The organism is Rhizobium sp. BT-226, from assembly GCF_025847085.2.
In the GTDB taxonomy this organism is placed as follows: Bacteria; Pseudomonadota; Alphaproteobacteria; order Rhizobiales; family Rhizobiaceae; genus Rhizobium; species Rhizobium sophorae.
In genome coordinates this window covers 667215-690393 of record NZ_JAOYTI010000002.1, presented here as the reverse complement: position 1 = coordinate 690393, position 23179 = coordinate 667215, and the positions used below count along the sequence as shown (strand labels likewise).

The 23179-nt window shown below is 60.0% G+C and carries 25 protein-coding genes and 2 pseudogenes; 13 read left to right on the top strand and 14 right to left on the bottom strand.

The features are described from left to right. Positions 1–20: 20 nt before the first annotated feature. A pseudogene (locus OIU37_RS13655) lies at positions 21–356 on the top strand (carboxylesterase family protein); the annotation flags it as partial. Positions 357–439: 83 nt separating this feature from the next. On the opposite strand, the gene OIU37_RS13650 reads toward OIU37_RS13655, so the two are convergent. Both OIU37_RS13650 and OIU37_RS13645 read right to left on the bottom strand, forming a co-directional pair. Then, positions 440–1135, bottom strand: coding sequence for a class I SAM-dependent methyltransferase (locus tag OIU37_RS13650; protein WP_264257734.1), 696 nt, complete (start codon positions 1133–1135; stop codon positions 440–442). Positions 1136–1378: 243 nt separating this feature from the next. After that, on the bottom strand, positions 1379–2293 hold the full coding sequence (locus OIU37_RS13645; RefSeq protein WP_264257733.1) for a LysR family transcriptional regulator: 915 nt from the start codon (positions 2291–2293) through the stop codon (positions 1379–1381). Between the two features lie 79 nt (positions 2294–2372). Here OIU37_RS13645 and OIU37_RS13640 point away from each other — a divergent pair, with 79 nt between their 5' ends. Next, positions 2373–2879 (top strand): hypothetical protein, encoded by a 507-nt coding sequence (locus OIU37_RS13640; protein WP_264257732.1) that lies wholly within the window; start codon positions 2373–2375, stop codon positions 2877–2879. 7 nt (positions 2880–2886) lie between these two features. Here the strand turns inward: OIU37_RS13640 and OIU37_RS13635 are convergent. Next, positions 2887–3168 (bottom strand): annotated as a pseudogene (locus OIU37_RS13635) (copper resistance protein); the annotation flags it as partial. 526 nt (positions 3169–3694) lie between these two features. On the opposite strand from OIU37_RS13635, the gene OIU37_RS13630 reads away from it, so the two are divergent. Beyond that, on the top strand, positions 3695–4498 hold the full coding sequence (locus OIU37_RS13630; RefSeq protein WP_264257731.1) for a glycosyltransferase family 25 protein: 804 nt from the start codon (positions 3695–3697) through the stop codon (positions 4496–4498). Here the strand turns inward: OIU37_RS13630 and OIU37_RS13625 are convergent. Both OIU37_RS13625 and OIU37_RS13620 read right to left on the bottom strand, forming a co-directional pair. Further along, entirely contained in the window at positions 4495–5862 is a 1368-nt protein-coding gene (locus OIU37_RS13625) for a HAMP domain-containing sensor histidine kinase (protein ID WP_264257730.1), read from the bottom strand. The two genes, OIU37_RS13630 and OIU37_RS13625, sit on opposite strands and share 4 nt — an antisense overlap. Beyond that, positions 5849–6526: a winged helix-turn-helix domain-containing protein gene (locus tag OIU37_RS13620; RefSeq protein WP_264257729.1), complete on the bottom strand. Its 678-nt coding sequence runs from the start codon at positions 6524–6526 to the stop codon at positions 5849–5851. The genes OIU37_RS13625 and OIU37_RS13620 overlap by 14 nt, the downstream gene beginning before the upstream one ends. Before the next feature lie 232 nt (positions 6527–6758). On the opposite strand from OIU37_RS13620, the gene OIU37_RS13615 reads away from it, so the two are divergent. Then, positions 6759–7274: a hypothetical protein gene (locus OIU37_RS13615; RefSeq protein WP_264257728.1), complete on the top strand. Its 516-nt coding sequence runs from the start codon at positions 6759–6761 to the stop codon at positions 7272–7274. A 252-nt stretch (positions 7275–7526) separates the two neighbouring features. Next, the gene (locus OIU37_RS13610) at positions 7527–7877 is read left to right on the top strand and encodes an AraC family ligand binding domain-containing protein (protein WP_264257727.1); all 351 of its coding nucleotides are present in this window, start codon (positions 7527–7529) and stop codon (positions 7875–7877) included. A 15-nt stretch (positions 7878–7892) separates the two neighbouring features. Here OIU37_RS13610 and OIU37_RS13605 read toward each other — a convergent pair whose 3' ends face one another. The 7 genes from OIU37_RS13605 to OIU37_RS13575 all read right to left on the bottom strand — a co-directional run bounded on the left by OIU37_RS13605 (position 7893) and on the right by OIU37_RS13575 (position 13312). Further along, a complete protein-coding gene (locus OIU37_RS13605; protein ID WP_129418267.1) occupies positions 7893–8684 on the bottom strand; it encodes an aldolase in 792 nt (263 codons plus the stop codon). Between the two features lie 270 nt (positions 8685–8954). Further along, positions 8955–9605: a pyridoxamine 5'-phosphate oxidase family protein gene (locus OIU37_RS13600; protein ID WP_171601309.1), complete on the bottom strand. Its 651-nt coding sequence runs from the start codon at positions 9603–9605 to the stop codon at positions 8955–8957. Between the two features lie 242 nt (positions 9606–9847). After that, positions 9848–10234 (bottom strand): response regulator, encoded by a 387-nt coding sequence (locus tag OIU37_RS13595; RefSeq protein ID WP_171601308.1) that lies wholly within the window; start codon positions 10232–10234, stop codon positions 9848–9850. Positions 10235–10308: 74 nt separating this feature from the next. Next, positions 10309–11358 carry a sensor histidine kinase gene (locus OIU37_RS13590; RefSeq protein ID WP_264257726.1) on the bottom strand — a complete coding sequence of 350 codons (1050 nt, stop codon included), beginning with the start codon at positions 11356–11358 and terminating at the stop codon, positions 10309–10311. Positions 11359–11649: 291 nt separating this feature from the next. Beyond that, entirely contained in the window at positions 11650–12246 is a 597-nt protein-coding gene (locus OIU37_RS13585) for a general stress protein (RefSeq protein WP_171601306.1), read from the bottom strand. Between the two features lie 17 nt (positions 12247–12263). Continuing rightward, positions 12264–12581: a PepSY domain-containing protein gene (locus OIU37_RS13580; RefSeq protein ID WP_180693553.1), complete on the bottom strand. Its 318-nt coding sequence runs from the start codon at positions 12579–12581 to the stop codon at positions 12264–12266. 332 nt (positions 12582–12913) lie between these two features. Beyond that, complete coding sequence (locus OIU37_RS13575; RefSeq protein WP_264257725.1) at positions 12914–13312, bottom strand: RidA family protein; 399 nt, start codon at positions 13310–13312, stop codon at positions 12914–12916. 155 nt (positions 13313–13467) lie between these two features. Between OIU37_RS13575 and OIU37_RS13570 the strand changes: the two genes are divergently transcribed. From OIU37_RS13570 to OIU37_RS13555, 4 genes are all read left to right on the top strand, one after another. Beyond that, complete coding sequence (locus OIU37_RS13570; RefSeq protein ID WP_180693551.1) at positions 13468–14061, top strand: TetR/AcrR family transcriptional regulator; 594 nt, start codon at positions 13468–13470, stop codon at positions 14059–14061. A gap of 153 nt (positions 14062–14214) precedes the next feature. Then, complete coding sequence (locus OIU37_RS13565) at positions 14215–14529, top strand: helix-turn-helix transcriptional regulator (protein WP_168312855.1); 315 nt, start codon at positions 14215–14217, stop codon at positions 14527–14529. Further along, the gene (locus OIU37_RS13560; RefSeq protein ID WP_171601304.1) at positions 14526–14885 is read left to right on the top strand and encodes an SRPBCC domain-containing protein; all 360 of its coding nucleotides are present in this window, start codon (positions 14526–14528) and stop codon (positions 14883–14885) included. Before OIU37_RS13565 ends, OIU37_RS13560 begins: the two co-directional genes overlap by 4 nt. Positions 14886–15035: 150 nt before the next feature. Further along, positions 15036–15659, top strand: coding sequence for an ATP-dependent Clp protease proteolytic subunit (locus OIU37_RS13555; protein WP_180693549.1), 624 nt, complete (start codon positions 15036–15038; stop codon positions 15657–15659). A 223-nt stretch (positions 15660–15882) separates the two neighbouring features. On the opposite strand, the gene OIU37_RS13550 is transcribed toward OIU37_RS13555, so the two are convergent. Continuing rightward, on the bottom strand, positions 15883–16671 hold the full coding sequence (locus OIU37_RS13550; RefSeq protein WP_372353415.1) for a hypothetical protein: 789 nt from the start codon (positions 16669–16671) through the stop codon (positions 15883–15885). Between the two features lie 39 nt (positions 16672–16710). Further along, entirely contained in the window at positions 16711–18063 is a 1353-nt protein-coding gene (locus tag OIU37_RS13545; protein ID WP_372353414.1) for an alpha/beta hydrolase, read from the bottom strand. A 224-nt stretch (positions 18064–18287) separates the two neighbouring features. Here OIU37_RS13545 and OIU37_RS13540 point away from each other — a divergent pair, with 224 nt between their 5' ends. From OIU37_RS13540 to OIU37_RS13525, 4 genes are all read left to right on the top strand, one after another. Continuing rightward, positions 18288–20165, top strand: a complete 1878-nt coding sequence (locus tag OIU37_RS13540; RefSeq protein ID WP_264257724.1) for a HAMP domain-containing sensor histidine kinase — start codon at positions 18288–18290, stop codon at positions 20163–20165. A 5-nt stretch (positions 20166–20170) separates the two neighbouring features. Next, on the top strand, positions 20171–20824 hold the full coding sequence (locus OIU37_RS13535) for a response regulator transcription factor (protein ID WP_372353362.1): 654 nt from the start codon (positions 20171–20173) through the stop codon (positions 20822–20824). Between the two features lie 134 nt (positions 20825–20958). Continuing rightward, entirely contained in the window at positions 20959–21294 is a 336-nt protein-coding gene (locus OIU37_RS13530; protein ID WP_246812971.1) for a response regulator transcription factor, read from the top strand. Positions 21295–21528: 234 nt separating this feature from the next. Next, positions 21529–23166, top strand: coding sequence for an arylsulfatase (locus OIU37_RS13525; protein ID WP_180693544.1), 1638 nt, complete (start codon positions 21529–21531; stop codon positions 23164–23166). Positions 23167–23179 lie beyond the last annotated feature (13 nt).

Here is a 23179-nt window from a genome sequence, read left to right as displayed (position 1 = left end):
CGGACTCTCATATTTTGAAATATATGGCAGAACTGCGAAACGGTAAGAGACAAGTCCCTTCTCTGCGCCGCGTCGAGCACGGCTTCGAAATTCCCTATACGCTCAACATTCCAGACGCATTGGTGAAAGACAAGGTTACGCCTGCCGACTGGGCCATGGCCACATTGGCGAGTGCTTACTGGGTCCAATTTGCAACGAACGGTGACCCCAATGGAGGCTCACGGCCAAAATGGCCTCACCATGACCCCTTCGTCCACAGGGTCATCGACTTCACCAATCACGGCGTGACGTTCGGAGCCGATCCGCTGAAGCTGAGGCTCGACCTCTGGCAAAGATATTGGCAGGAAAAGGAGTGACGGGGTCGGTGCCTGTCGTTTAGCCCGCCATCCGTAGGACTGCGGTCGCGGCCGTAACAGAAAGGCTCCCGTCATCCACGTGCTCAGGATTTCACCACTGAAAAGAACAGGAACCGCGGCTTGGTCGTCAGGCTCTGATAGGCCTGCGGAAAAAGCGTGCGGGCTTGCGGATCGGGCTGGGGCTCGCTGACGGTGTCGATTTGAAATCCGGCCGACTTCAGCGCGTCGAACATGGCATGCAGCGGCCGATGCCAGAAGCGCATGGCGATATCCTTTCCGCCGCGCTGCCAGGTCTCATCGAAGCTGTAGGTCTCGAAATAATTGTCCCGGCCGGTCGAGGCGTGATCCATGAAGGGATGATGGGTGGAAAAAACCAGGCGACCGCCTTCGGGCAGCAGGCGGTTGAATTCCGAAAGGGGCTTCGACCAGTCGGGCAGATAATGCATGACCAGCGAGGCAAGGATCAGATCGAAAGCCTTGTCCGCAAACGGCAATGCTTCGTTGAGATCCGCCGGTAGCAGGCGTGCGCGCCCTTGCAGGCGACGTTGCGCGATATCAAGCATGCCGGCACTGGCGTCGATCCCGGTCACGACAGCCCCGCGCTCTAGGAGCGCTGCTGCATGCGCCCCGCCGCCGCATCCGGCATCGAGCACGGAAAGCCCGGCGACATCGCCAACCAGGGAAAGAATGGCCGGCCGCTCGTAATAGGCATTCCAGGCATTGACCTCGTTATCGGCATCATAGGCCGCCGCGAACGCATCATAATCATTCTCGGCCAAGTTTTTCTCCTTTCAGAAGACTGTTCGAAGACGCGTGCTCATCGGCTTCTGATACGATCGATACTTCCATCCTTTGGCCGGGGTCATAAGGAACTCAGGCACTATTGCGTTGTCAGTGATGACCGGCAATTGCTTCCGCCCGGCAATCATCGACGCGCGGGATGCCATTGGCGAAGATCACGCTCAATGCTTCGTGTCATCATCTCCCTCCCGCAAGGCACTGTGGAGGGTATGCAACGACATCTAGATCCTCTCGGCGACCTTCGCCGCCGCGTCTGCGAACCAATCTGTGGCCGGATCCGGCGCTGTGCCGGCCAGGCGCGCAAGGCCGATCGTCCATGACGGAAGCGGGGGCGCCTGCGGATGAATGGCGATCGCCGCGGCGTCGGCGAGCCGCTGCGCCACACGCTCGGCCAGCAGGGCGACGAGGTCCGTCGCCGCGACGATGAACGGCGCCGCGAGAAAATTCGGCAGGGTCATGACGACGCGCCGGGAAAGGCCGGCATCGCGCAGGCGTTCGTCGAGGCTGCCCGTTGCATCGCCGCCCGTCGAGACCAGCAGATGGTCGAGCGCGGCGAGCATGTTGAGTGACATGTCGGCGGCCAGAGCCGGGTGGCCTTTTCTAGCCACCAGCACCAGACGCTCGGTGAAGAGCGGCGTCAGGACCAGGGCATCCGGCGCCGCTGCGAGCGGGCCGATCGCCAGGTCGATGTCGCGACGCCTCAGATCGCCCATCACAGCCTCCCGGCTGGTCGGCCTGCGCCGGATGTCGAAGCCGGGGGCGGAGATGCGCATCTCAGCCATCAAGGCCGGCATCAGTACCAGGTCCGTATAGTCCGAGCCCCCGATCGACACGGTGCGAACCGCTTGGCCGGGATTGAAGGCGCCGGTCTCCGCCAGTGCGGCGCGCACCGCCGTCAATGCATGAGCGATTGGCGTGTTCAGCGCTTCGGCGCGCGGCGTCGGCCTGACCCCGCCGGCATGCCTGATGAAAAGCGGGTCGCCCAAAAGCTGGCGCAGCCGGGACAGGGCGTGGCTCACCGCGGGCTGGGTCAGGCCGAGAGCTTCGCCGGAACGGCCGACATGCCGTTCCCGCATGACGGTCTCGAACACGACAAGCAGGTTGAGGTCGACGCGACGAAGATCAATTTCATGCATGTATCCTGATTACAATAATCGATTGGATTAATGAATAGAAATCCGCGACAAGGGCCGCGTTGAAGCACGGAGCGTTGCGATGGCGATGATGATTTTGGTTTTAGGCGCCCTGTTCCTAGGGTTTATGGCACTATACTGGCTGACGCCCCTCGGTGTGCCGACGCTGAAGCGGCTGGGGGGCGGCGAGGCCTCGCCAGACCTCCGCTTCGGCTATCAGCCAGACGAGACCTACCGCCTGCTCGCACATTACGGCCCGGCTGGCATCGCCCATTTTCGGCGGCTTCTGTGGATCGACATGGTATTTCCCGGTGTATATGCGGCCCTTTTCGCCTTGCTAACGCTCGAATGGGCGCAGTGGGTGGATGCGAGCCCGGCCTGGGCAGCGGCCGGCGTCGGATGTGCGATGGCCGCCGGCGCCAGCGACTACGTCGAGAACATCCTCCTGATGCGCGTTCTCGGCGCCTTGCCCGCTCGCGCCGACGCCACCGTGCGTGCGGCGAGCATCTTCACCCGCGCGAAGTTCGTCTTCTCCAAACTCACTTTGGCGATCCCTGTAGCCCAATGGCTCGTCGCCCACCTTCTTTGAGGCACGCCTACGGTGTAACCGTCAGCCTGGCTTCCATCCCGGCTTTGTAGTGTCCCTTCATATTGCAAAAGAGCAGGTAGGTCCCTGGCGCCAGCCTGGCATTCAGCTTGCCGCTGGCGCCTGGCTTCAGATCGGAAACCTCCCCAAGGCTTTTCAGTTTTGATTCATCGACGCGATTTTTGGCGGCGTTGAGCGGGATCGGCAGGTCCGGAAATTTCAGGGGAACGACGACCATTTCATGCTGCTCCGTCATCGCATCATTATGGACTGCGAGAGCCCGGACTCCTGCGCTATCTGGTTCACGCCGAGGACTGCCCCTCACCCTAACCTACCGGGGTCGAGCCACTGGTCTCAACCCGTCCTGCGGACCGCCGTAAAGACGGGGAGAGGGGACGTGCCACGCGAGAGCGAGGTGGGAACGGAGACGTTGCGGCACGTCCCTTCGCCCCGCCTGCGGGGAGAAGGTGGCGGCAGCCGGATGAGGGGCGGGCGGCGACCTCTGGGCGAGTGCGCGCGCTGAGCCGGTTGCTCAAGCCAGGGATCATCCGGCGCGGCACGCAGTGGTCGCTGTCGTCATCGAAGGCGCGGGGTTGTCGTTTCGATCGCGGGAAGGGAGGCGTCCACTGCATGCCGCAGGAGAGCTGGTAGCGCGGCATCCTTACGAGTCCTTTGCCGGGATCATACCAATCCGTAAGATTGCAACCTCGGCCGCTCGACCGCCGCACTTTACCAAAATGTATAGTTCCAGCGAGGTCCCCGTGAGGTTTGGGGCGCAGGCTTGGCGCCATCATTGCCAAGTCGAGGTCAGCTCTCTCATGAACATGCGCGCCGCACCTGCCGCCCTAATGCCCGCCATTCATCCGATCAGCCTGCGGGTGAACACCTACCTGATCAATCTCGACCGTGCGCCATTGCGCCGGTTTCGAATGGAGCGCCTGCTGGCAAGCTTCGGCCTTGCCTTCGAGCGCGTGGCGGCGATCGATGGGGCAGGGCTGAGCCTGCCGCATCCGGGCTTTGACGAAGCATCCTATCTCAGCCGGCACGGCCGCCGGCCGAACCCTTTCGAGATCGGCTGTTATCTCAGCCACGTCGAATGCGCCAAGCGCTTCCTTGGCAGCCATGCCGAATTCGCGCTCATTCTGGAAGACGATCTCGATTTCGATGACGATCTGGCCGAGCTGCTCGAGGCCGCCCTCGAGCACCAGGCGCGCTGGGACATCCTGCGACTGTCGACTGTCAATTCCGGCCGAAAGCACAAGGTGGAGCCGCTGACAGCGTCGCGCTCGCTTGCCATCGCGCTGACCCGCGAGAAGGGGTCCGGCGCCTATCTGATCAATCGCAAGGCGGCGGGCTGGATTGCCGGCGTGCTTGTCCCCATGCGCCTGCCTTATGATCTCGCCTTCGATCTGGAGTTCGATGATGGGCTGAGCGCCTGCTTCGTCGATCCGCTGCCGGTCAGCCAAAGGGCCGATCCCTGCTCCCAGATCCAGGCAGGGCTTTCGACCTACCGGCTTGGCCGCCGCCGGCCGTGGAGCGTGCTGCCGTATCGCGCCGCGGCTGAAGTGCGCCGCTTCACCGCCCGCTTCAGCCGGCTCGCGGCATGGCGGATGAGAAGTTAGGACTTCTCCGCCGGCATCAGCGGGAAGCCGATCGAAACGATGAGGCCGGGATGATTGTCGGCCATGGTGATCTCAGCCGAATGCAGGTCGGCGATCGCCTTGACGAGGCTGAGCCCGAGGCCGCTTCCTGCTGTCGCGCGGCTCTTGTCGAGCCGGTAGAGACGCCGGAAGACCTTGTCCCTTTCACTGGCGGGAATGCCGGGGCCGCTATCGGCGACCGAGACGATGGCGCGGCCGCCCTGGCAGCGGAGCGAAATGGTGATGCCGGTTCCGGCCGGGCAATGGTTGATCGCGTTTTCCACCAGGTTGGCGATCATCTGCGTCAGCAGATCACGGTCGCCCCGGATGAGCGCGGGACAGCGCTCCGTGATATCAAGCGACATCAGCGCGTCTTCCGCGACATCGACATAGACCTCGGAAATGACGGCAAGCACGGCGTCGATATCGGTCGTCTGGAATCGCTCCTTGCGGGCGCCGGCCTCGATCTGGGAAATGCGCAGCAGCGCCTCGAAGGTGGCGTTGATCCGGTCGCTCTCGTGTCTCGCTTCGTCAAGCAGAGCCGAAACATCTGCCTGCTGGTCGTTTCCGGCCACCGCGGCATCCAGCGTCAGGCGCAGCCTGTTGAGCGGCGTCTTCAGATCATGGGCGATATCGGCGCTCACCTGCCGCATGCTCTCGACCAATCTTTGCAGCCGCTCCAGCGCCGCGTTGATCTGGAGAGCCACCGTATCGAGATCGTCGCCGTTGCCGGTGATGGCAATGCGGGCGTCGAGCGCGCCGTGCGAGACGTCGTTCATGGTCAGCGCGACCCTGTCCAGCCGCGCCTGGGCCCGTACGGCGAGAAAGACGCCGCCGCCGATCGCAGTCGCGACGACGATCGCGGCGGCCCATTCGAAGCTGACCAGCACGATCCGCAGCATCTCGTCGACGTCGTTGAAGTTTTCCGCCACCACCAGGCTGTAGGGGCCGATAGTCGAGACCTGCATCCGGTAGCGTTCATGCCCCTTCAGCCCGACATCCCTGGAGGTGACGGTATAGACGCCGTTCGGGATGCGGGGTGCGGCGAAGTTGCCGGCAAGTTTGCGCCCGCCTGCATCCGTCAGCGAATAAAGCCCGTCGGAGGTGGACTGGAAGCTCGCATAATTGTTCAGCGTATTGACCAGGTCCTCGGTGTCGCCGGGATTGTAGGTCGAGACAATAAGCGAATTCATCTCGGTCAGCGACTGTTCGAGATCACGCGCAAGGCCGAGGCGCAGCATCTGATAGATGATCGCGCCGCTGAAGATGAAGGTGACGACGAAGAGCACGCCGAAGGTGACGGCAAGCCGGAACGGCGTGCTCCGGCGTAAGCTAGCGAGGCGCATGCAGGCTGTATCCGGTGTTGCGGACCGTATGCAGAAGCTGGACCTGGAACGGCTTGTCGACCTTGGCTCTCAGCCGGCTGATATGGGTCTCGACGACGCTGGTCTTCGGATCGAAGTGGAAATCCCAGACCCGCTCCAGCAGCATCGTCTTGGTGATGACCCGGCCTTCGCCGCGCATCAGCACTTCGAGCAGGGTGAACTCGCGCGGCTGCAGCTCGATCACCTGGCCGGCGCGGCGGGCCTCCCGCCGGATCAGATCGAGTTCGAGATCGGCAACCTTCAGCACCGTCCTCTGCTCCTGCACCGGCGGCCGTCGGCCAAGCGCATTGACGCGCGCCATCAGCTCGGAGAAGGCAAAGGGCTTGACCAGATAATCGTCGCCGCCCGCTTCAAGCCCTTCGACCCGATCGTCGACGCCGCTGATCGACGTCAGGAACAGCGCCGATGTGCCGACCTTGGCAGCCCTCAGTGAACGCACGATCGCCAGCCCATCGAGACCCGGCAGCATGCGATCGACGACGATGACGTCATAGGCCTCGCGCTGTGCCTGAAACAGCCCATCGCGGCCATCGCCAACCACGTCACAGACATGCCCGGCCTCGGAAAAACCCTTGGCGATATAATCGGACGTCTTGGTATCGTCCTCGATAAGCAGGATTCGCATCAGCCCGATCATTCCCGGCATGCCTGGGGCGAGATCTAGCCGAGAGGACGGCTTGGCCGCAACTTACGGATTGGTAAGGCGGACGTTCGATTCAAAAAGATGTTCTTGGGTGTGGAGTCAAACTGATCGCTCGATAGATGGCTTGACAGTGTGATCAGCATACAGTTAGCGCTTTTGGCCATGCACTATCACCATATGGTCGTTTCGCTTTTTCACATTTGAGGGGCCACGCATGGATGTGCAAGCCGAAGTCGACCTTCCAGCTCAGAGACAAAAGCGGGCTTGGGCACCGGCGGTGTTGCTTTGTATTCTGGCATCGCCAGTCTTCCTCGTTCTGAAAACACTCGCTTTTATGCTTGGCCTTAAGCCGTTCCTGTTTTTATTCGGGGCATTCCTCGTCGTCGCTGTCGTGGGGTTTCTTCTTGGCCCGGTGTCGGTGGTTTGGAGTGGGTATATAGCGGTGACCGAGGTCATTCTTGGGCTTTCGGAAGACCACAAATACTTCTTGTGCTGTTCGTCGAAAGACCGATTTGAAGCAGAAGTTTTTTCATGGGTGCCAGTTTTAATGTTTCCGGCAGGAATGACGAACTCCCTACTTCTAGCTCGGTCTATGTTTTGGAAATCCCTCACGCTCCGACAGATGATATTGGTTGTCGCGGTTTCGACTGTTATCGCGCAAGGTCTGTTGTGGTATTACGAATGGCAAGAGGTGATTGTGAACTGTTCGGCCGTTCAGTGTAATTTCTGAGATGATTTGCGAATTCATTGAGGTAGACCAACTCACGGCGACTAGCCTGAAGCCATAGGCATTAACCAGCCTAATCCCGAACGAAAAGAGCCAAAGCCGTGTGTGAGTGAAGCGTGTCGCCATGCTCCACTCGCCTTTCTCGGTGGCGAGGAGACCATGAGAGCGGGAACCTCCTCCTCCTCGAGCGTTTGCAATCCGTCTTGGCGTGTGAAATTTCCGCGCTACCTCTGCATGCGGCAATGGAGGAAGACGATGAAGATGCGTAAGTTCACGATCGCCGATGCGTCGTTGGAGCGTTCCCCAGGACAGGAGGCAGACATCTCCGTCGGCAATCTGGTCGACGAGCGGCACGGAGGGCCGATCACCATCGGCTATGGACGCTACGCACCCGGCCAGAGCCTTGCCGAGACGATGGCGGTAGACGACGTGATGATCGTTCTGGAAGGCCGGCTTTCGGTCTCGACGGACGGGGGAACGGTCACCGCCGGGCCAGGCGAGATCGTTTACATGCCCAAGGGCGAAGCGGTGACCATCCGTTCGCATGAGGAGGGCGCGCTCACCGCCTATGTCACCTATCCGCATTGGCGGCCGGCACACGCCTAAACCGCGGTCTGCGGCTCAGCGCTTGTATTCGGGCTCGCTGCGATCAAGCGCGCGCTTCACGGACTCCAGATGGAGCCGGGCCGACTCCGGATCGCCTTCGCGCATTTGCCGGTATGCCGCTTCCGCGATCTCAGGCGCGACGGCAAGGACTTCGCGTCCGGTCGACAGGGCGAGCGTCTGCACTTCGCAGGCGCGCTCGAGGTAGTAGAGATCGTCCCAGGCCTCGGCGATATTGGGAGCGCAGACCATGACGCCGTGGTGCTTCATGAAGACGATGTCGGCATCGCCGATCGCCGCCGCGATCCGATCGCCTTCGCGCGCGTCGAGCGCCAGGCCGTTATAGTTGCGGTCGACGGCCGTGCGTCCATAGAATTTCAAGGCGGTCTGCCCGGCAAAGATCAGCGGATCGCCCTCCGTCATGGAAAGGGCGGTGGCATAGGGCATGTGGGTGTGGAACGCCGCCTTGGCGCGGGGAATGTTCTTGTGAATCCTGGCGTGGATGTAAAAAGCGGTGGCCTCGGGCTGGCCGCTGCCCGACACCACGTTGCCGTGAAAATCGCAGATCAACAGCATCGAGGCCGTCAGTTCGGCAAACGCGTAGCCGTACGGGTTGACGATGAACAGGTCGTCATATCCAGGAACGACGGCCGAGAAGTGGTTGCAGATCCCTTCCTCCATGCCGAGCCTTGCCGCCATCCGGAAGCAGGCGGCAAGATCGACGCGGGCCTGCCAGATGTCGTCCGTATCGAGTTTCGGCTGGTTGGGGCCGCCGGCGGGCGAGGGGGCTGTATTGAGGGAGTGCGCCATGGGTTCGTTTCAGATCGGTGTCGAGGAGAGGGTGTATCCTGAACTACGCCCGGATCAGCTTCGCATCAAGCCGGCTGGAGACAAACATGGTTCGCTTCAATTGCATATTTTGGGGTGGGTAGGCTGCTCTGAGGGTGAGATGGTTGGCGGTCGAGGTCGGCCGTCGAGTTAGAGCGGTTCAGCTTTTAACGGAAGCGCAGAACCGCTCTATCCTTTTGTTTTTACGCAATTCCGGACGGAAAACCGCTTCGCACTTTTCCTGGAATTGCTCTAGTAAAGCGTCCTCTTGTATTCATCTTCGAGATCGTCATCGATTTTGCGCATCGCATCCTCGTCGCTTGGCGCGCCAGTCGTCTGATCCAGAATGATCTTTACAATTGACGGCATCTCAGTGCGATCCTGGAAATGATCGGGGTTCCACAAGTGAGAGCGCCGAAATGCCTTGGCGCAGTGCATGAAGACCTCGCTCACCTCGACCACGATTGCGAGTTTGGGGGCGCGGTCATTGACACGCATGCTCCCCAGAAGTTCAGGATCGGTCGTCAGAGTGGCGCGCCCATTCACCCGCAATGTGTCGTCAAACCCCGGAATGATGAACAATAGTCCGACGGTGGGATTGGCGAGAATATTGACCAGCGTATCGAGACGGTTGTTGCCGGGTCGATCCGGTATCGCCAGCGTGCGCTCATCGAGAATTTTGACAAAGCCGACAGGGTCGCCGCGGGGACTGACGTCGGCCTTTCCATCCAGATTCTGGGTGCCGATACAGAGGAATGGCGAGCGCCGGATAAAGGCTTGCGCATGCGTGCTGAGCGTGCCCTGACACTTCTGTATGGCCAGAGCATGTGTCGCGTCAAACAGACTTCGAAGAGATTGTTCATCTGTTATGGCGAAGTCTGGATTGACCTTGAACTCCTTCATTCCACTGCCTTTCGAAGCTCTGTTGTTGGCTTGATCAGCCCCGCTCGCGGGTTCGGCTTGATTGTTGGTGCAGCGCAGATCGCAGCTCGGACGGAATGATGATGTACGTACCTCAGAATGTCAAAAACTGTCAAGATCCGATAGCGCAGATGAGGACCACGTCTTGATTGACGCACCATTCTCTGGCGATTGCGCCGGGAGGACGCTACGCGCCCAGACCCCACAGTCGAAAAACACTTAGTTTAGCAGCCAGTCTTATTCTGGATCGACAGCAGATGCGCCATTGCATCGGTAATCGCGTGGCTGTCGTAGGGTTTCGAGAAGAACCGGCTTCCCGTGGGGAGACTGCTCTCTTCGAGGATTGCTTCGCCGGATGCGACAATCAACCTGACAGGTGGCCACCGATCCCGGATGTAATGGGATAGCTTGATGCCATCCATTGTGCCTGGCATCTGAACATCGGTGAAAACCAGATCGATGTCGTCTCGGGATTCGAGGATGCCAATTGCCTCGTCCGCATCGCAGGCCTCCAGCGCTTCGTATCCCGCAGAGAGTACCAGATCGACGGCACTCATCCGAATGATCGTGCTGTCTTCGACGACCAGGACGACCGCCTTGCCATTTTTCATCACTCACTCGGTCAAATTGGAGTGTGAACCTCGGGGGGCTCCGATGGGATAGCGCGTAGGAAGCCAATCGGTTCCTACGCGGCCGTAGAAATGTCGCGGGAACCGGCGCTTTCCCGGTGGCTGATGGTGACGGCGGTGCCGGGACCCGCATCGCTCAGCTGAATGTCGCCATCCAGGGTCTTTACCAGCGCCTCCACAATGCCGGTCCCCAGGCCCGCCTTTGGTGCTTCGCTGCCCGCGGCCATGCCGATGCCGTCGTCGGTAACGGTGAGAGTCCAGTCGTCGCCGGATGATTGATAGTCGATGACGATTGCGCCCGGTCGTTCATCGGGAAAGGCGTGCTTGAGGGCGTTGATGACAAGCTCGGTCACAACAAGCCCCAAGCGAACGGAAACGTCCGCGTCCACGGCGCTGTCGTCGACCGTCACTTGAATCGAAAGCCTGTCAGGATCAGCGATCATCGACGCACCGAGGCTTTGGCAAAGCTGAGTGAAATAGGCACGCAGTTCAACCTTGCCGCCGTTAGACGTCGAGAGTTGCCGCTGCAGGGCCGCAATCGACATGACCCGGTGATGGGCGTTGTGGAGGTGCCCGCGCGCTTCCTCCGATTGGACCCGGCGGGCGCTCTGCATGAGAACGCTGGCAATGATCTGGAGGCTGTTTGCGACCCTGTGCTGGACCTCCTGCAGCAGGATCGCATTATCGCGAACCAGATCATCTTTCAGTCGAGCCTCGGCGCGCATATCGGTCACGTCGGTGATGGCGAGAAGCAGGCGAATATGATCGATGTCGCCGTCATCGAGCGTCCGTGCATTGACGACCAGCTGCCGTGTTTTCTGGTTTGGCCGTTGAAAGTCGATTTCGTAAGCCTCGATATTGGCACTTCCCGAGGCAGTGGCCTTCAGCAGTGACGCAAGCTTGGGCGTCGCCCATTCGCCGTTTCCAATTTCGCTGAGGCTTTGGCCGCAAACTGTCCCGGGGTCGATGTCGAAGGCCCGGCAAAAGGATGCGCTCGCCGCGATGACCTTCAGGTCGTCGGACAGGAAAAGCAGCGGCTCATTGGACGACACCACCACGGCAAGAGTGCTCGCCGCTTCGAAATGCACTGTGGGAATCTTTTGCATGGAGAGGCCCTCATGGGCCGGAGACTCACGAAGCAAGTCATCACTCGGCAACAATGCCAACCGGCCGGAAGGCTCAGCTAGACAAAGGCACTGTAACACGCCTGACAGGGAATCGCTTCATGCTAAATATCGCGGCCATATCGACGCGATGAGCCGATGATGACGACGCTCGCAGGGGCTTTCGCCCCCCGGCGATCTCCGACGGGGACTTGTCCACTGAGGATCCCAAGCACCGAGATCAACGCTTCAACCCTCCTTGCGACGTGCAAGGAGGGTTGAACTCAAGGCCGGTTAGATCGTCCGGCGATACCGGTTACGCTCCTGCTCGATCTGCTCGGGGGCGTATGGATCGAGCGTGTCGTCGAAGCGGGTCCATCCCTGCTCGTTATAAGCACGCCGGCGTTCGATCGGGTCGACCCAGTTTGAACCCTGGAGAATGGCCTGCGCCTCGGAGGCGCGGGCGTCGTCGACCTTGGCCGTGACCAGGCTGCCGCCGCGGCGGACACCCTCGGCATAAAGGTGGGCATCATCTTCCGGGACGCCGGAATCGGTGAGGGCACCGATCAGGCCACCAGCGGCACCGCCAGCGACGGCGCCGGCGACAGCCCCGGCCGCAGTCGCGGCAAGCCAGCCTGCGGCAACCACCGGTCCGACACCGGGAATGGCCATCAGGCCCAGTCCCGTGAGCAGGCCGCCGGCGCCGCCGACGGCAGCGCCGATGCCAGCCCCCGTCGCGGCATCCTCGGCAACATCATTGTCGCGATCGATGCGGCCGGCCTTGTTGGAGACGATACTGATGTCGTTCGAGGGAATGCCTGCCGCTTCCAATTTGCTGACGGCGGAGCGAGCGTCCGAATAATCATCGAATAGTCCGGTTACAGTTTTCATCATGCTTCTCCTTGGGGTTACTTGGCGACGATGTTGCCTTGATAATCGAGGGCGATGGAGACGGCTTTGCCGTCCTTCATGCCGGCGGCCATCCAGATCCCCTTGTCATCGAGCTTGAGATCCTTGACGTCGGTGTAACCCGCTTCCGCAATGCGATCCTTCGCCTGAGCTTCGGTAAAGCTGTTGGCACCCTCAACGGGCGCAGTCGGATTCTTGGTGTCTGGGGTTGCAACCGCAGGTGTATTTCCATCCGGAGATGGAGCCGGTGTTGTCTGAGCAAGGGCTGCAAAGGCAGATGCGCCGAAAATTGCCGCCGCGAAGATGATCTTCTTCATATGTGTTTCCTCCATTTGCGGATCAGGTGACGATCCATGCGGTGAAAACACGCAGAGGAGATCTTTGTTCCCCGAGATTATGCAATTGATTTTTCTAAATATATGGCAATGCGTCGCGCAGCGGAGCTATTCCCTGAGGCGCCGGGGCAATGTAAGCAGGCAATAACGGGGAGGGTAACCGGCGATCCACGGGCGCCTTGAGGCAGGCTCTCGGAGTGAGGCCGGCGCTTTAACTCCTAAGGTTGTGCTGCTGTTTAAAGCTCCACGGGGTGGTAGCGCGGGGCCGCACTCCTGCCGGCACTTCCTGCGGTGGCGGAGGCGGCCCGGCGATGTCAGTGATTGGCCGGAATGCGGGCGATGACCTTGATCTCGAAGTCGAAGCCGGCGAGCCAGTTTACGCCGATGGCAGTCCAATTCGGGTAGGGCGGCTTGCTGAACATCTCCTGCTTGACGGCCATGATCGTTCCGAACTGGTTTTCGGGGTCGGTGTGGAAGCTGGTGACATCGACGATATCATCCAGCGTGCAGCCCGCGGCACTCAGCGTGGCCTTCAGGTTTTCAAAGGCCAGCCGCACCTGGCTTTCGAAATCGGGTTCGGGTGTTCCGTCCGAACGGCTGCCGACCTGCCCGGACACAAACAACAGATCACCGGATCGGATGGCGGCGGAATAGCCGTGCTCCTCGTAAAGAGCGTGCCGGTTGGCAGGAAAGATTGCTTCACGTTGGGTCATTCTGATCTCTCTATATTGTTGACAACGACCGTTGAGCGCGGCGTTTCGCTTCACATCTCGCGCCCCATTTGGTATACGGTACGTATGTGAAATGTATGGCATGCGTCGCGCATGTCAAGTCCATATACGCCTCGTATATGAAATTGAGGGATTGAATGGCGAAGAAACGCAGCGAAACGATGCAGGAAAACCGCGTCAAGCTGATCGCGGCGGCGCGCAAGACCTTTGCGGAAAAGGGGTATTCCGCGGCATCGATGGACGAACTGACGGCTGACGTCGGTCTGACGCGGGGCGCGCTCTACCACAACTTCGGAGACAAGCGCGGGTTGCTGGCGGCGGTGGTCGATCAGATCGACACGGAAATGGCGGTGCGCGCGCAAGAGATCGGCGCGCGCGCGGGCAACGATTGGCAGGGCCTGCTCGCCGAGGGGGCGGCCTATATCGAGATGGCGCTCAATCCGGAAGTCCAACGCATCGTCCTGCTCGACGGACCTGCGGTGCTGGGTGATCCCTCGCAGTGGCCGAGCCAGAACAACTGTCTGCAGGTGACCAAGAGCACGGTGGAGCGCCTGATCGCCCAAGGCATCCTCAAGCCGCTTGACGCAGAGGCGGCCGCCCGATTGCTGAGCGGCGCGGCTCTCAATGCGGCTCTCTGGATTGCCGCCAGCGAAGATCCGCAGGGCGTGCTGCCGAAGGCGGTCGAGGCTTTCCATGCCCTGGCGGCAGGTTTGCTGGTGGAGCCTTTGTGATCCGGGAGCTGGGTGGCAAGCCTTGCAGTGAGGTCTTTGACGCCGAATGACCCCAGGGGCGGAAGTGAAGCTCGCCCATATCCCATCCGGTTTGTGCATCCGCAGCCTGACAATAGCCTTGCGAATCAGATAAGTGTGTGCTTATCTGTTGGCATGATCGAGAACGAGATTTTCAAAGCTCTGGCCGACCCGACACGCCGCGTGATCTTCGAGAAGCTGGCGAGCGGCAGCATGAACGCCAGCGCCCTGCGTGACGGCATGGACATCAGCCAGCCGGCGATGTCCCAGCACCTTTCCGTGCTGCGCAATGCGCGGCTGGTCCGCGAGGAACGGCAGGGGCGCTTCGTGAACTACGAGGTCGATCCAGACGGACTCGCGCTCATAGCCGGATGGTTGGCGAAGTATCGGGCTTACTGGCCAGCGCGGATTGATGCGTTGAAGGCCTTACTGAAGGACATGGACCAATGAGCGATACGGAGGCCGAAAGGCAGGAAAAAGATCTGGTGTTTGAATACGAACTCGACGCCCCTCCGGAAAAAGTCTGGCGGGCGGTCAGTATCCCAGCCTTTCGGGACAAATGGCTGCCCGAGCAGCAACTGGCAGACGCCGAGCCGATCTCCACGGCACCGGGCGAGGAAGTGAGCTACAGGATGCGGGACGATGAGCCGCCCTTCCTTGAGAGCATCGTCACGTTTCAGGTCAGGCCCGATGCCAACGGCGGCACGATACTCAGGATCGTTCACGGGCTGGCGGATGCGAGGCTGGCCCTGCGGATGCCGCCAGCGGCGAACAGCAATGGGCCGTGGATGATGCTGGCCGCCTGACGCTTTGGAGCGGTTCAGCTTTTAACGGAAGCGCAGGACCGCTCCAGCCCTTTGTTTTTACGCAATTCCGGACGGAAAACCGCTTCGCACTTTTCCTGGAATTGCCTAGCTAGCCAGTCACCTTAAATCCGAACCTACAGGAGTTCGCCCATGCGCGAAGCGATGCAACTCGTCCCTATGGTCATCGAGCAATCCAGCCGTGGCGAACGCTCCTTCGACATTTATTCCCGCCTTCTGCGCGAGAGGATCATTTTCCTGAACGGTGAGGTCAACGACACCGTTTCCGCACTCGTCTGCGCGCAATTGCTGTTTTTGGAAGCCGAGAATCCCAAGAAGCCGATTCAACTCTACATCAATTCCCCCGGTGGCGTCGTCACCAGCGGCCTCGCCATGTATGACACCATGCAATACATCCGCGCGCCGGTTCATACGCTCTGCATGGGCACCGCCCGTTCGATGGGGTCGTTCCTGTTGATGGCAGGCGAACCCGGCGAGCGCACCGCTTTGCCGAACACCAGCATTCTCATTCATCAACCGTCAGGCGGATTCCAAGGACAGGCATCGGACATGCAGATCCATGCCGAGGAAATCCTGAAAACCAAGCAGCGCATGACGCGGCTCTACGCCGAGCATTGCAAACGCACCTATGAAGAGTTCGAGCAGGCGATGGACCGCGACCGCTTCATGACGGCCGAGGAAGCGCTGGAGTGGGGGCTGATTGATCGCATCCTGACAGAACGCGAGACAGTCGCAGCGCCGGAAATCACCGCGTGACCGCGCGTTGGGAAACTCACGCGGCAACCGACGCGATAGCCTTTACTTCAGACGCTCGCCGTTGCCGAATATCTCAGCTTTCACCGCGCGGCGGAGGCGCTCGTCTCGTCTGCGCTCGGCCCGAAGCGGCCGCTCGCTGGTGCCTTTGATTGCCCAGGCTCTAAGTTTTTGTTTTTACGCAATTCCGGACGGAAAACCGCTTCACACTTTTCCTGGAATTGCTCTAGAATCTTATCGCAAGCCCGAGGATCGGTCCCTGCTGGACAACATCAAACACGAAGCCGTCGTCACTGTAGTCGACACCGAGCGCCCGATATCCGGCAATGGCGGAAATCCTGTCGTTGAAATCGTAGCCGACGGCGAGTGCGACATCCCAGTCGATGTCGGCTCCACCGCCGCCGACCAGTCCCCATCCCGTCAGGTAGACCTCAGGAGTGAAGGAGTATTTCCCACGCAAGCCGACCATGCCATCGAGCCATGTGGCGTCGTCGCTTCTCTCGATGCCACCGAGCAGACCGCCATTGAACGAGAGCGTCGTATCGACCGACCACAACCTCACGCCACCGACGACGTCCAGATGTCCCGACGGGCCGTCAAGGACGGCGTAGCCCACGCCGAGCAGGCCCGCGAAGGTCTTCGAGGTTACCTCGACATCGGTCGCTAGGACTCCAAAGGGGGTCTCGCCATCAGCGGACAATTTTGTGTAGATGATGTCGCCGATGATGCTGAAACGGTCATATCGGGCTTCGCCTGCCGCCATGAAGGCGAAATCGAGATTGCTCAGGATATCGCCAAAGTCGGCATCGATGTGCACGGTGGGTAGCCCGAATTGCGCCGTATCGCCCGATATCCCGGCCATCCATAGATATGGAGCAATCGAGAACGTCCAGCCGTCCGCGGTTTCGGCAGCCTTTGGTTCCTGGGTCAGGAGAGGCGATACGTCGGCCGCCTGGGCACCGGTGGATATCAATGCCGCCAAGGTCAGGCCGAGCTTCAAATATTTCATCGCCATCGACTTCTCCTCTCATCTGCCGCGCGAGTTCGCCGGTTGTCACTGTACCACAGCGCACGTCTGTCCGCGTGATGCCGTTCTGGCGGAACTGCATCTCGTGTTTTCCTGCTTGCCCGTCTGCCCTGACACGCTATTCAAGTGATGGGCGTAGTTGTCTCGCGTATGCGGATCCATCGCTGCGATCGGGGCAGCGAGGATCAGACCTGCAGTACTGCCTGCAACCGCGGCCGCTCCCGTCGTTCCGGCAATCAGGTGGTCCCCGAGACCCATCTTGCTGTCGGTCAACGTCTGGCCTTCGGAAATCCGCGCGCCGATGAGCCGGACGATCTGCGGTGATTGCGCAAACTTGCTATGGTGGAGTCGGTCGCCGGCCTTGATTTTGGTCAAGTCGATCACGGCGATCTTATTGGCTTCGAGTTCGGCCTTGAAAGGAGCTTGCTCAGGATCGATGGATCCGAGCCGGGCGATATCACCCCAAATCCTGCGTGAGAAGGCCAGCGCACGATCGTCGCGCGATACGAACAATGTGAACCTGGGCTGCTGCTTGCCCATGTCAGCGATCTGTGAGCGGAACACGTCTACGTCGACGTCCGGAGCCGCAAGCATCACGTTCTTGAACTTCGGTGGCAGGCCGCCGTTTCGTATCGCCATTTGGCGCAAACCTTCGAGAGCCAGCCAATTGCCCATCGAATGCGCGAGGATGGAGACCTCCTTGATCTCTGAATCGTTCGCCAGATATTGAAACAACCTCTCCAGAGCGTTGCGCGTATAGTTTGTGCTTTCACGGTCGTATCCGTAAGCGAGAAGGCTGCCCCGCGACGGCCAGGTCACGAGAATGGGCGCACTGCGGACACCAGAATCGTGGACGATCTGCGCAAAGCGGTAGACGGAGTCCTCGAACCGGTTGTTGAAACCATGGATGAACACGAATGCGCTGCGATCGGGGCTCTTCTTGACGCTGGCGTTGAGCCAGGTCTTTGCCTGGTCCAGGCTGATCTCCTCCGCCTTCAACGTTGCAAAGTCGGTCGCCGGATTCGATGGGAGCCTCTTCGGCCAAGCGACGTCGCCGACCTTGCGAACTCCTGCAGGCGGTATCGAGACGGTGATGTCGGCAAAGGCCGGAGCAAGCGCTCGTTCGCCAGTGAACATCTCCCCCTGACTCGTGGAGCGGCTGCGGGTCGTCGCGATCAGCATGCTCACGCGGCTGGAACCGGACGACGTGTCTGCGACCGGCGTCAGTACACCTTTAGGATGTCCGCCGCACCCGGAAGGCAAAACGAGCGCAACACAAAGAATAAGCGACCGATATCGTTGGAATGGCGAACTCGAGCGGTGGCGATCAACAGAGTGCGGAACGTTTCCTGCACTTCCACTCGTAACCTTGAAGTACATTGAAATTGTTCCGCTTTACTTTTGCAAATTCCGAACCAAATCGCCGCAACGGCGAGCGGCATCTACGGTGTCGAAAGTTTAGTTCCGAACTGGCCTCGGCGATATTGTCCTTTTGGGCAGATTGACGCGACCGGCATTCTGTCGGCCATTTGAGAATGTTCTCGGTGACACTAACTTATCATCCTGCTAGTGTCGTTTGACTTTCAGGTGCTAGGCGCGTCAGTATGCTTCGCTCGCTCACGATCCCGTCGCGCCAGAATGCATCCGTCTTTCTCTGTTGTCTGTTCGGCGCGATATTCGCAACCGCCGGCATCTGTTCCGCGCAAGTCCCGGGCCGGGTTCCACGTGTTCTGATCCTCTATCCCTATGACGAGCGAATCCCGGCAACGAACATCGTCGGCGAGTCCACGAGAGTTCGGCTGCTGGAGGCGACGGCCGGCAAGATCGAGCTCTTCTCGGAATTTCTCGATCTTTCCAGATTCCCCGAGACGCCTCACGTTGATCGGATGGCGCGCTATCTTGCCGAGAAGTACATCGATCGCCGTCCCGACCTGGTTATCGCACTGGGCAAGGAGTCAACCAGCTTCATTGTCGCGAACCGGAATGCAATAGCACCGAATGCAAAGATCGTTTTCGGAGGTTTCGGAAGCGCGACTGCGAATGAACTGCACCTGCCCGACGACGTGGTCGGCGCCTTGACGGAATTTGAGATAAGAAAAACCGCGGAGATGGCGATCGGACTTCAGCCGAACGCCCGGCAGCTTGTCGTGATTGCGGGATCGGCGGAATTCGACAAGGCATGGATCGACTCGGCGCAGGAGGACCTGACCGGTCTGCCGCCGAATATCCAGACGACTTATCTCACCGGATTGTCGATCGATGAGTTTGTCGAGCGCGCGACAGCTCTTCCTCCGGACACAATTATCATCGTCTTGACCGTGTTAAGGGACCGAACCGGCCGGAACTTCGTCCCTGTCAACTCTCTGGAGAGGATCGCGAGCGCGGCCAGCGCTCCGGTCTATGGTCCGTACTCAACATATTTGGGACATGGGATCGTCGGCGGCAATGCGGCGACTTTCGAATCCACCGGCGCCGCGGTCGCCAGTCTGGCCATCGATGCCCTTGCCGGCAGGGCGATCACCGACGTGACTGTGCCGCAGAGCTACATTGCCGATGCCCGACAATTGCAGCGCTGGCGGCTTTCGGAAGCCGATCTTCCTCTGGGCACCGTTGTGTCCTTCCGCGAAAGATCCCTATGGGAGGAATATTGGAAGGAGATTGTAGCGATTTCTGTCTTTGTCGCGGCTCAAAGCCTCGTCATCGTTTGGTTGGTTTTCGAGCGTCGGCGGCGGACGGCTGCGGAGCTTCAGGCGCGCCGCCGCCTTCTCGAAGTTATCCATCTCAACCAATCAGCTACCGCAGGGGCGCTCTCCGCCTCGATCGCCCACGAGCTTAACCAGCCGCTCGGCGCCATCCGTATCAACGCCGAGACCGCAGCCATCATGCTTGAAAGCAAACAGCCGGACCTGAAGCTGATCCAGCAGATTCTGGCCGACATCCGAGACGACGATCAGCGCGCCGGCGACATCATTGACCGGATGAGAGGATTGCTGAAGAAGCGGAGTGAGGTCGACTGGCAGGAATTCGACCTGAACGATGTGGTTCGGAGCGTTATCCACATACTTCATCCCGAAGCTCTGCGACGAAATGTGGTCGTCAGCTCCGTTTCGTCTACACAGGGGCTGCCGGTTCGCGCTGATAGAGTTCATGTCCAACAGGTTATCCTCAACCTTGCGACGAACGCGATGGACGCCATGCTCAACGCGTCCGCGGCCGAGCGGAATTTGGTCATTCAAACGGCAGTGACTGAGACAAATGAAAAGGTTGAAGTGTCGATTTCCGACACCGGCTCCGGGATTCCGACCGACAAGCTCAGCAGCATATTCGATGCCTTTTACACCACCAAGCCCGCCGGTACCGGGCTTGGCCTTTCGATCGCGCGTGTGATAATAGAAATCTACGGGGGGAAGATCTGGGCGGACAACCGCCCGGAAGGGGGGGCGGTATTCCGCTTCGTCCTGCCGCTCGCGCAATATGGATGAAGCCGGTGGGTCCGACTGTTCACATCGTCGATGACGATAAATCGTTCCGCACGGCGGTGGGGCGATTGCTGGAGGCTTCAGGCCTCCGGGTCGAATCCTATGAATCGGGTCAAGAGTTGTTGGCACGTTTGCCAACGGAGCCCGGTTGTATTCTGCTCGATTTGCAGATGCCTGGTCTGTCCGGCTTGGAGCTGCAAGCTCGCCTTGCCGAAAGGGCGTCTCTTTTGCCGATCGTATTCCTGACCGGGCGCGCCGATATCGGAACCACAGTGCAGGCGATGAAGGCTGGCGCCTTTGACTTTCTCGAAAAATCGGCCTCGAGCGCCGCGTTGCTTGAAGCGGTCGAGCGGGCGTTGCAGCTTTGTGAGAGGCGCCGGCTGGAGCAAGATCGCGCCCAAGCTCTTCATACTCTTGTTGCCAACCTCACACCGCGGGAGTCACAGGTCTTCGGCCTGATCGTCCGCGGCAAGCGCAACAAACAGATCGCCTACGAGCTCAGCACATCCGAGCGAACCGTCAAGGCACATCGGCACAATGTCATGGAAAAGCTCGGAGCCCGATCTTTGGCCGAGGCTGTGTCGATGGCGGAACGACTGGGATTGCTTGAAAAAGCGCATGACGGACGTGCCAGCTATCCGATCGGGCCCCGCTTCCCCTAAGGACAATAGGCGACACCGGGATTTTGCCTCCTAATGGCCCCTCGTGGTCGTATTCCGCGGCCAACCGGCTCTGGAAAGGCAACACTTTGGAAACCCGGCGACGCACGGTTGCGGTCGTGGAAGACAATCCGAGCATGCGCACAAGCGTTGAGAGGTTGCTGAACGCTTATGGTTTGATGACTGAGAGCTATCCGTCGGCCGAAGCCTTTCTCAGCGATGCGAAGACGGCGGGTTTCGGCTGCATCGTGCTCGACATCCATCTTGCTGGCATCTCGGGCATCGAGCTACGACGCCGACTGAAAGGCGCGCAACCCAAGCTCCCGGTCATTTTCATCACCGCAGTCGATGATGACGCGCTTGAACTTGAGGCGCGCAGAATTGGCTGCGTCGCTTATCTCCACAAGCCGTTTCCCGCTGCCTCTTTGATCGACGCCATCAACGAGGCATTCGCGGGAAGTGCGACAGATTGAATGTTTGAAACGTCTCGACCACGCATCCAGGAACTGCCCTTCCCCAAAGTACAATAGCGCCGGGAGCTACATTTCATAAAATTGCCGGCAGAAAAGCGGCCGCAGGACAGAAGGGAGGGCTTCGTCAAATCCGCATTCATCGGCGGTGGTGTGTTCCGGTCGAAACGGCCCGGACGCCAAGGCTGCATCGGCATGTCAGTGCATTATTCAATCCAGTCAGGGAGGAGAAGAAAGATGAGCGACAAGCAAGAAAATCCGCGCCGCCATCCAAGCCGGCGTGAGGTTCTTTTGGCGGGCGGATCTCTGCTTGCCATAACGGCTCTGGGGTCGATAGCCAGCGGGGATGCGAAAGCGCAAGCACCAGCTACCAAGCCGAATATCCTGGTCATTTTCGGCGACGATATCGGCTGGTGGAACACCAGCGCATACAACCGCGGCCAGATGGGGTATCAGACGCCCAACATCGACCGCATTGCCGACGAAGGCGCGATCTTCACCGACCTTTACGCGCAACAGTCATGCACCGCGGGACGCGCCGCCTTCATCACCGGCCAGAGCTGCTTCCGTACCGGTCTGCTCAAGGTCGGCCTTCCAGGCGCCAAGGAAGGCCTTTCGGACAAAGACCCGACGCTTGCGGAATTGCTCAAGCCGCAGGGATACGCGACCGGCCAATTCGGCAAGAACCATTTGGGCGACCGCAACGAATTCCTGCCGACGGTGCATGGCTTCGATGAGTTCTTCGGCAATCTCTATCACCTCAACGCCGAGGAGGAGCCTGAAAATCCGGATTATCCTAAGGATCCGCAGTTCCGAGCGAAGTTCGGCCCGCGCGGCGTGCTGAAATGCGTAGCGACCGACACGGATGATCCGACGGAGGATCCGCGCTTCGGCAGGGTGGGCAAGCAAATAATAGAGGACACCGGTCCGCTCGACAAAAGGCGAATGGAGACGGTGGACGAGGAATTCCTGGGCGCCGCGATGAATTTCATCGATAAGAACCAGAAGGCCGGAAAGCCGTTCTTCTGCTGGTTCAACGCGACCCGCATGCATATTTACACGCACCTGAAGCCAGAGTCGCAAGGCAAGACCGGCCTCGGTCTTGTGGCCGATGGCATGACGGAGCACGACGGCATGGTTGGCCAGCTTCTGAAGCAACTGGACGACTTAGGCATCGCCGACAACACCATCGTGTTGTGGACGACCGATAATGGCGCCGAACTCTTCTCCTGGCCCGACGGCGGTTCAACGCCGTTTCATGGCGAGAAGAATACAAACTGGGAGGGCGGCTACCGGGTTCCGGGTGCGATGCGTTGGCCGGGCGTCATTAAGCCGGGCACGGAAATCAACGACATCGTATCCCATGAGGATTGGGTTCCGACGCTGGTGGCGGCCGCAGGTGAGCCAAACGTCAAGGAGAAGCTTCTGGCGGGCTATGAGGCTGCGGGCAAGACATTCAAGATTCATCTCGACGGATACAATCAGCGGGAGCTCCTCGCCGGCACTGGGCCAAGTTCGCGCAAGGAATACTTCTATTGGACGGATGACGGCAATCTCGCCGGGTTGCGCTATGACCGCTGGAAGATCGCGTTTATGGAGCAGCGAGCCGAAGGTCTCGATGTGTGGCAGGATCCGTTGATAACACTGCGCTTTCCAAAGCTCATAGACCTGAGGGCGGATCCCTTCGAGATGGCCCAGCATGTTGCCGGCGACTATGCCAGATGGCGTGTCGAGCATGCCTTTGCGCTCGTCCCGGCCCAGGCCTTCGTGGCCCGGCACCTGCAGACCTACGTCGATTTTCCGCCGCGGCAAAAGCCCGGCAGCTTCGCGTTGAACGAGGTGCTGGCGAAGCTGCAGGAGGGCGGGAGACACTGACCATCGCTCCACG

Bases quoted from the DNA above. Each gene is read 5' to 3' on its own strand.
- OIU37_RS13645 (WP_264257733.1), bottom strand. From the start codon at position 2,293: ATGCATGAAATTGATCTTCGTCGCGTCGACCTCAACCTGCTTGTCGTG.
- OIU37_RS13640 (WP_264257732.1), top strand. From the start codon at position 2,373: ATGGCGATGATGATTTTGGTTTTAGGCGCCCTGTTCCTAGGGTTTATG.
- OIU37_RS13630 (WP_264257731.1), top strand. From the start codon at position 3,695: ATGAACATGCGCGCCGCACCTGCCGCCCTAATGCCCGCCATTCATCCG.
- OIU37_RS13625 (WP_264257730.1), bottom strand. From the start codon at position 5,862: ATGCGCCTCGCTAGCTTACGCCGGAGCACGCCGTTCCGGCTTGCCGTC.
- OIU37_RS13620 (WP_264257729.1), bottom strand. From the start codon at position 6,526: ATGCGAATCCTGCTTATCGAGGACGATACCAAGACGTCCGATTATATC.
- OIU37_RS13615 (WP_264257728.1), top strand. From the start codon at position 6,759: ATGGATGTGCAAGCCGAAGTCGACCTTCCAGCTCAGAGACAAAAGCGG.
- OIU37_RS13610 (WP_264257727.1), top strand. From the start codon at position 7,527: ATGAAGATGCGTAAGTTCACGATCGCCGATGCGTCGTTGGAGCGTTCC.
- OIU37_RS13605 (WP_129418267.1), bottom strand. From the start codon at position 8,684: ATGGCGCACTCCCTCAATACAGCCCCCTCGCCCGCCGGCGGCCCCAAC.
- OIU37_RS13600 (WP_171601309.1), bottom strand. From the start codon at position 9,605: ATGAAGGAGTTCAAGGTCAATCCAGACTTCGCCATAACAGATGAACAA.
- OIU37_RS13595 (WP_171601308.1), bottom strand. From the start codon at position 10,234: ATGAAAAATGGCAAGGCGGTCGTCCTGGTCGTCGAAGACAGCACGATC.
- OIU37_RS13590 (WP_264257726.1), bottom strand. From the start codon at position 11,358: ATGCAAAAGATTCCCACAGTGCATTTCGAAGCGGCGAGCACTCTTGCC.
- OIU37_RS13585 (WP_171601306.1), bottom strand. From the start codon at position 12,246: ATGAAAACTGTAACCGGACTATTCGATGATTATTCGGACGCTCGCTCC.
- OIU37_RS13580 (WP_180693553.1), bottom strand. From the start codon at position 12,581: ATGAAGAAGATCATCTTCGCGGCGGCAATTTTCGGCGCATCTGCCTTT.
- OIU37_RS13575 (WP_264257725.1), bottom strand. From the start codon at position 13,312: ATGACCCAACGTGAAGCAATCTTTCCTGCCAACCGGCACGCTCTTTAC.
- OIU37_RS13570 (WP_180693551.1), top strand. From the start codon at position 13,468: ATGGCGAAGAAACGCAGCGAAACGATGCAGGAAAACCGCGTCAAGCTG.
- OIU37_RS13565 (WP_168312855.1), top strand. From the start codon at position 14,215: ATGATCGAGAACGAGATTTTCAAAGCTCTGGCCGACCCGACACGCCGC.
- OIU37_RS13560 (WP_171601304.1), top strand. From the start codon at position 14,526: ATGAGCGATACGGAGGCCGAAAGGCAGGAAAAAGATCTGGTGTTTGAA.
- OIU37_RS13555 (WP_180693549.1), top strand. From the start codon at position 15,036: ATGCGCGAAGCGATGCAACTCGTCCCTATGGTCATCGAGCAATCCAGC.
- OIU37_RS13550 (WP_372353415.1), bottom strand. From the start codon at position 16,671: ATGGCGATGAAATATTTGAAGCTCGGCCTGACCTTGGCGGCATTGATA.
- OIU37_RS13545 (WP_372353414.1), bottom strand. From the start codon at position 18,063: ATGTACTTCAAGGTTACGAGTGGAAGTGCAGGAAACGTTCCGCACTCT.
- OIU37_RS13540 (WP_264257724.1), top strand. From the start codon at position 18,288: ATGCTTCGCTCGCTCACGATCCCGTCGCGCCAGAATGCATCCGTCTTT.
- OIU37_RS13530 (WP_246812971.1), top strand. From the start codon at position 20,959: ATGCGCACAAGCGTTGAGAGGTTGCTGAACGCTTATGGTTTGATGACT.
- OIU37_RS13525 (WP_180693544.1), top strand. From the start codon at position 21,529: ATGAGCGACAAGCAAGAAAATCCGCGCCGCCATCCAAGCCGGCGTGAG.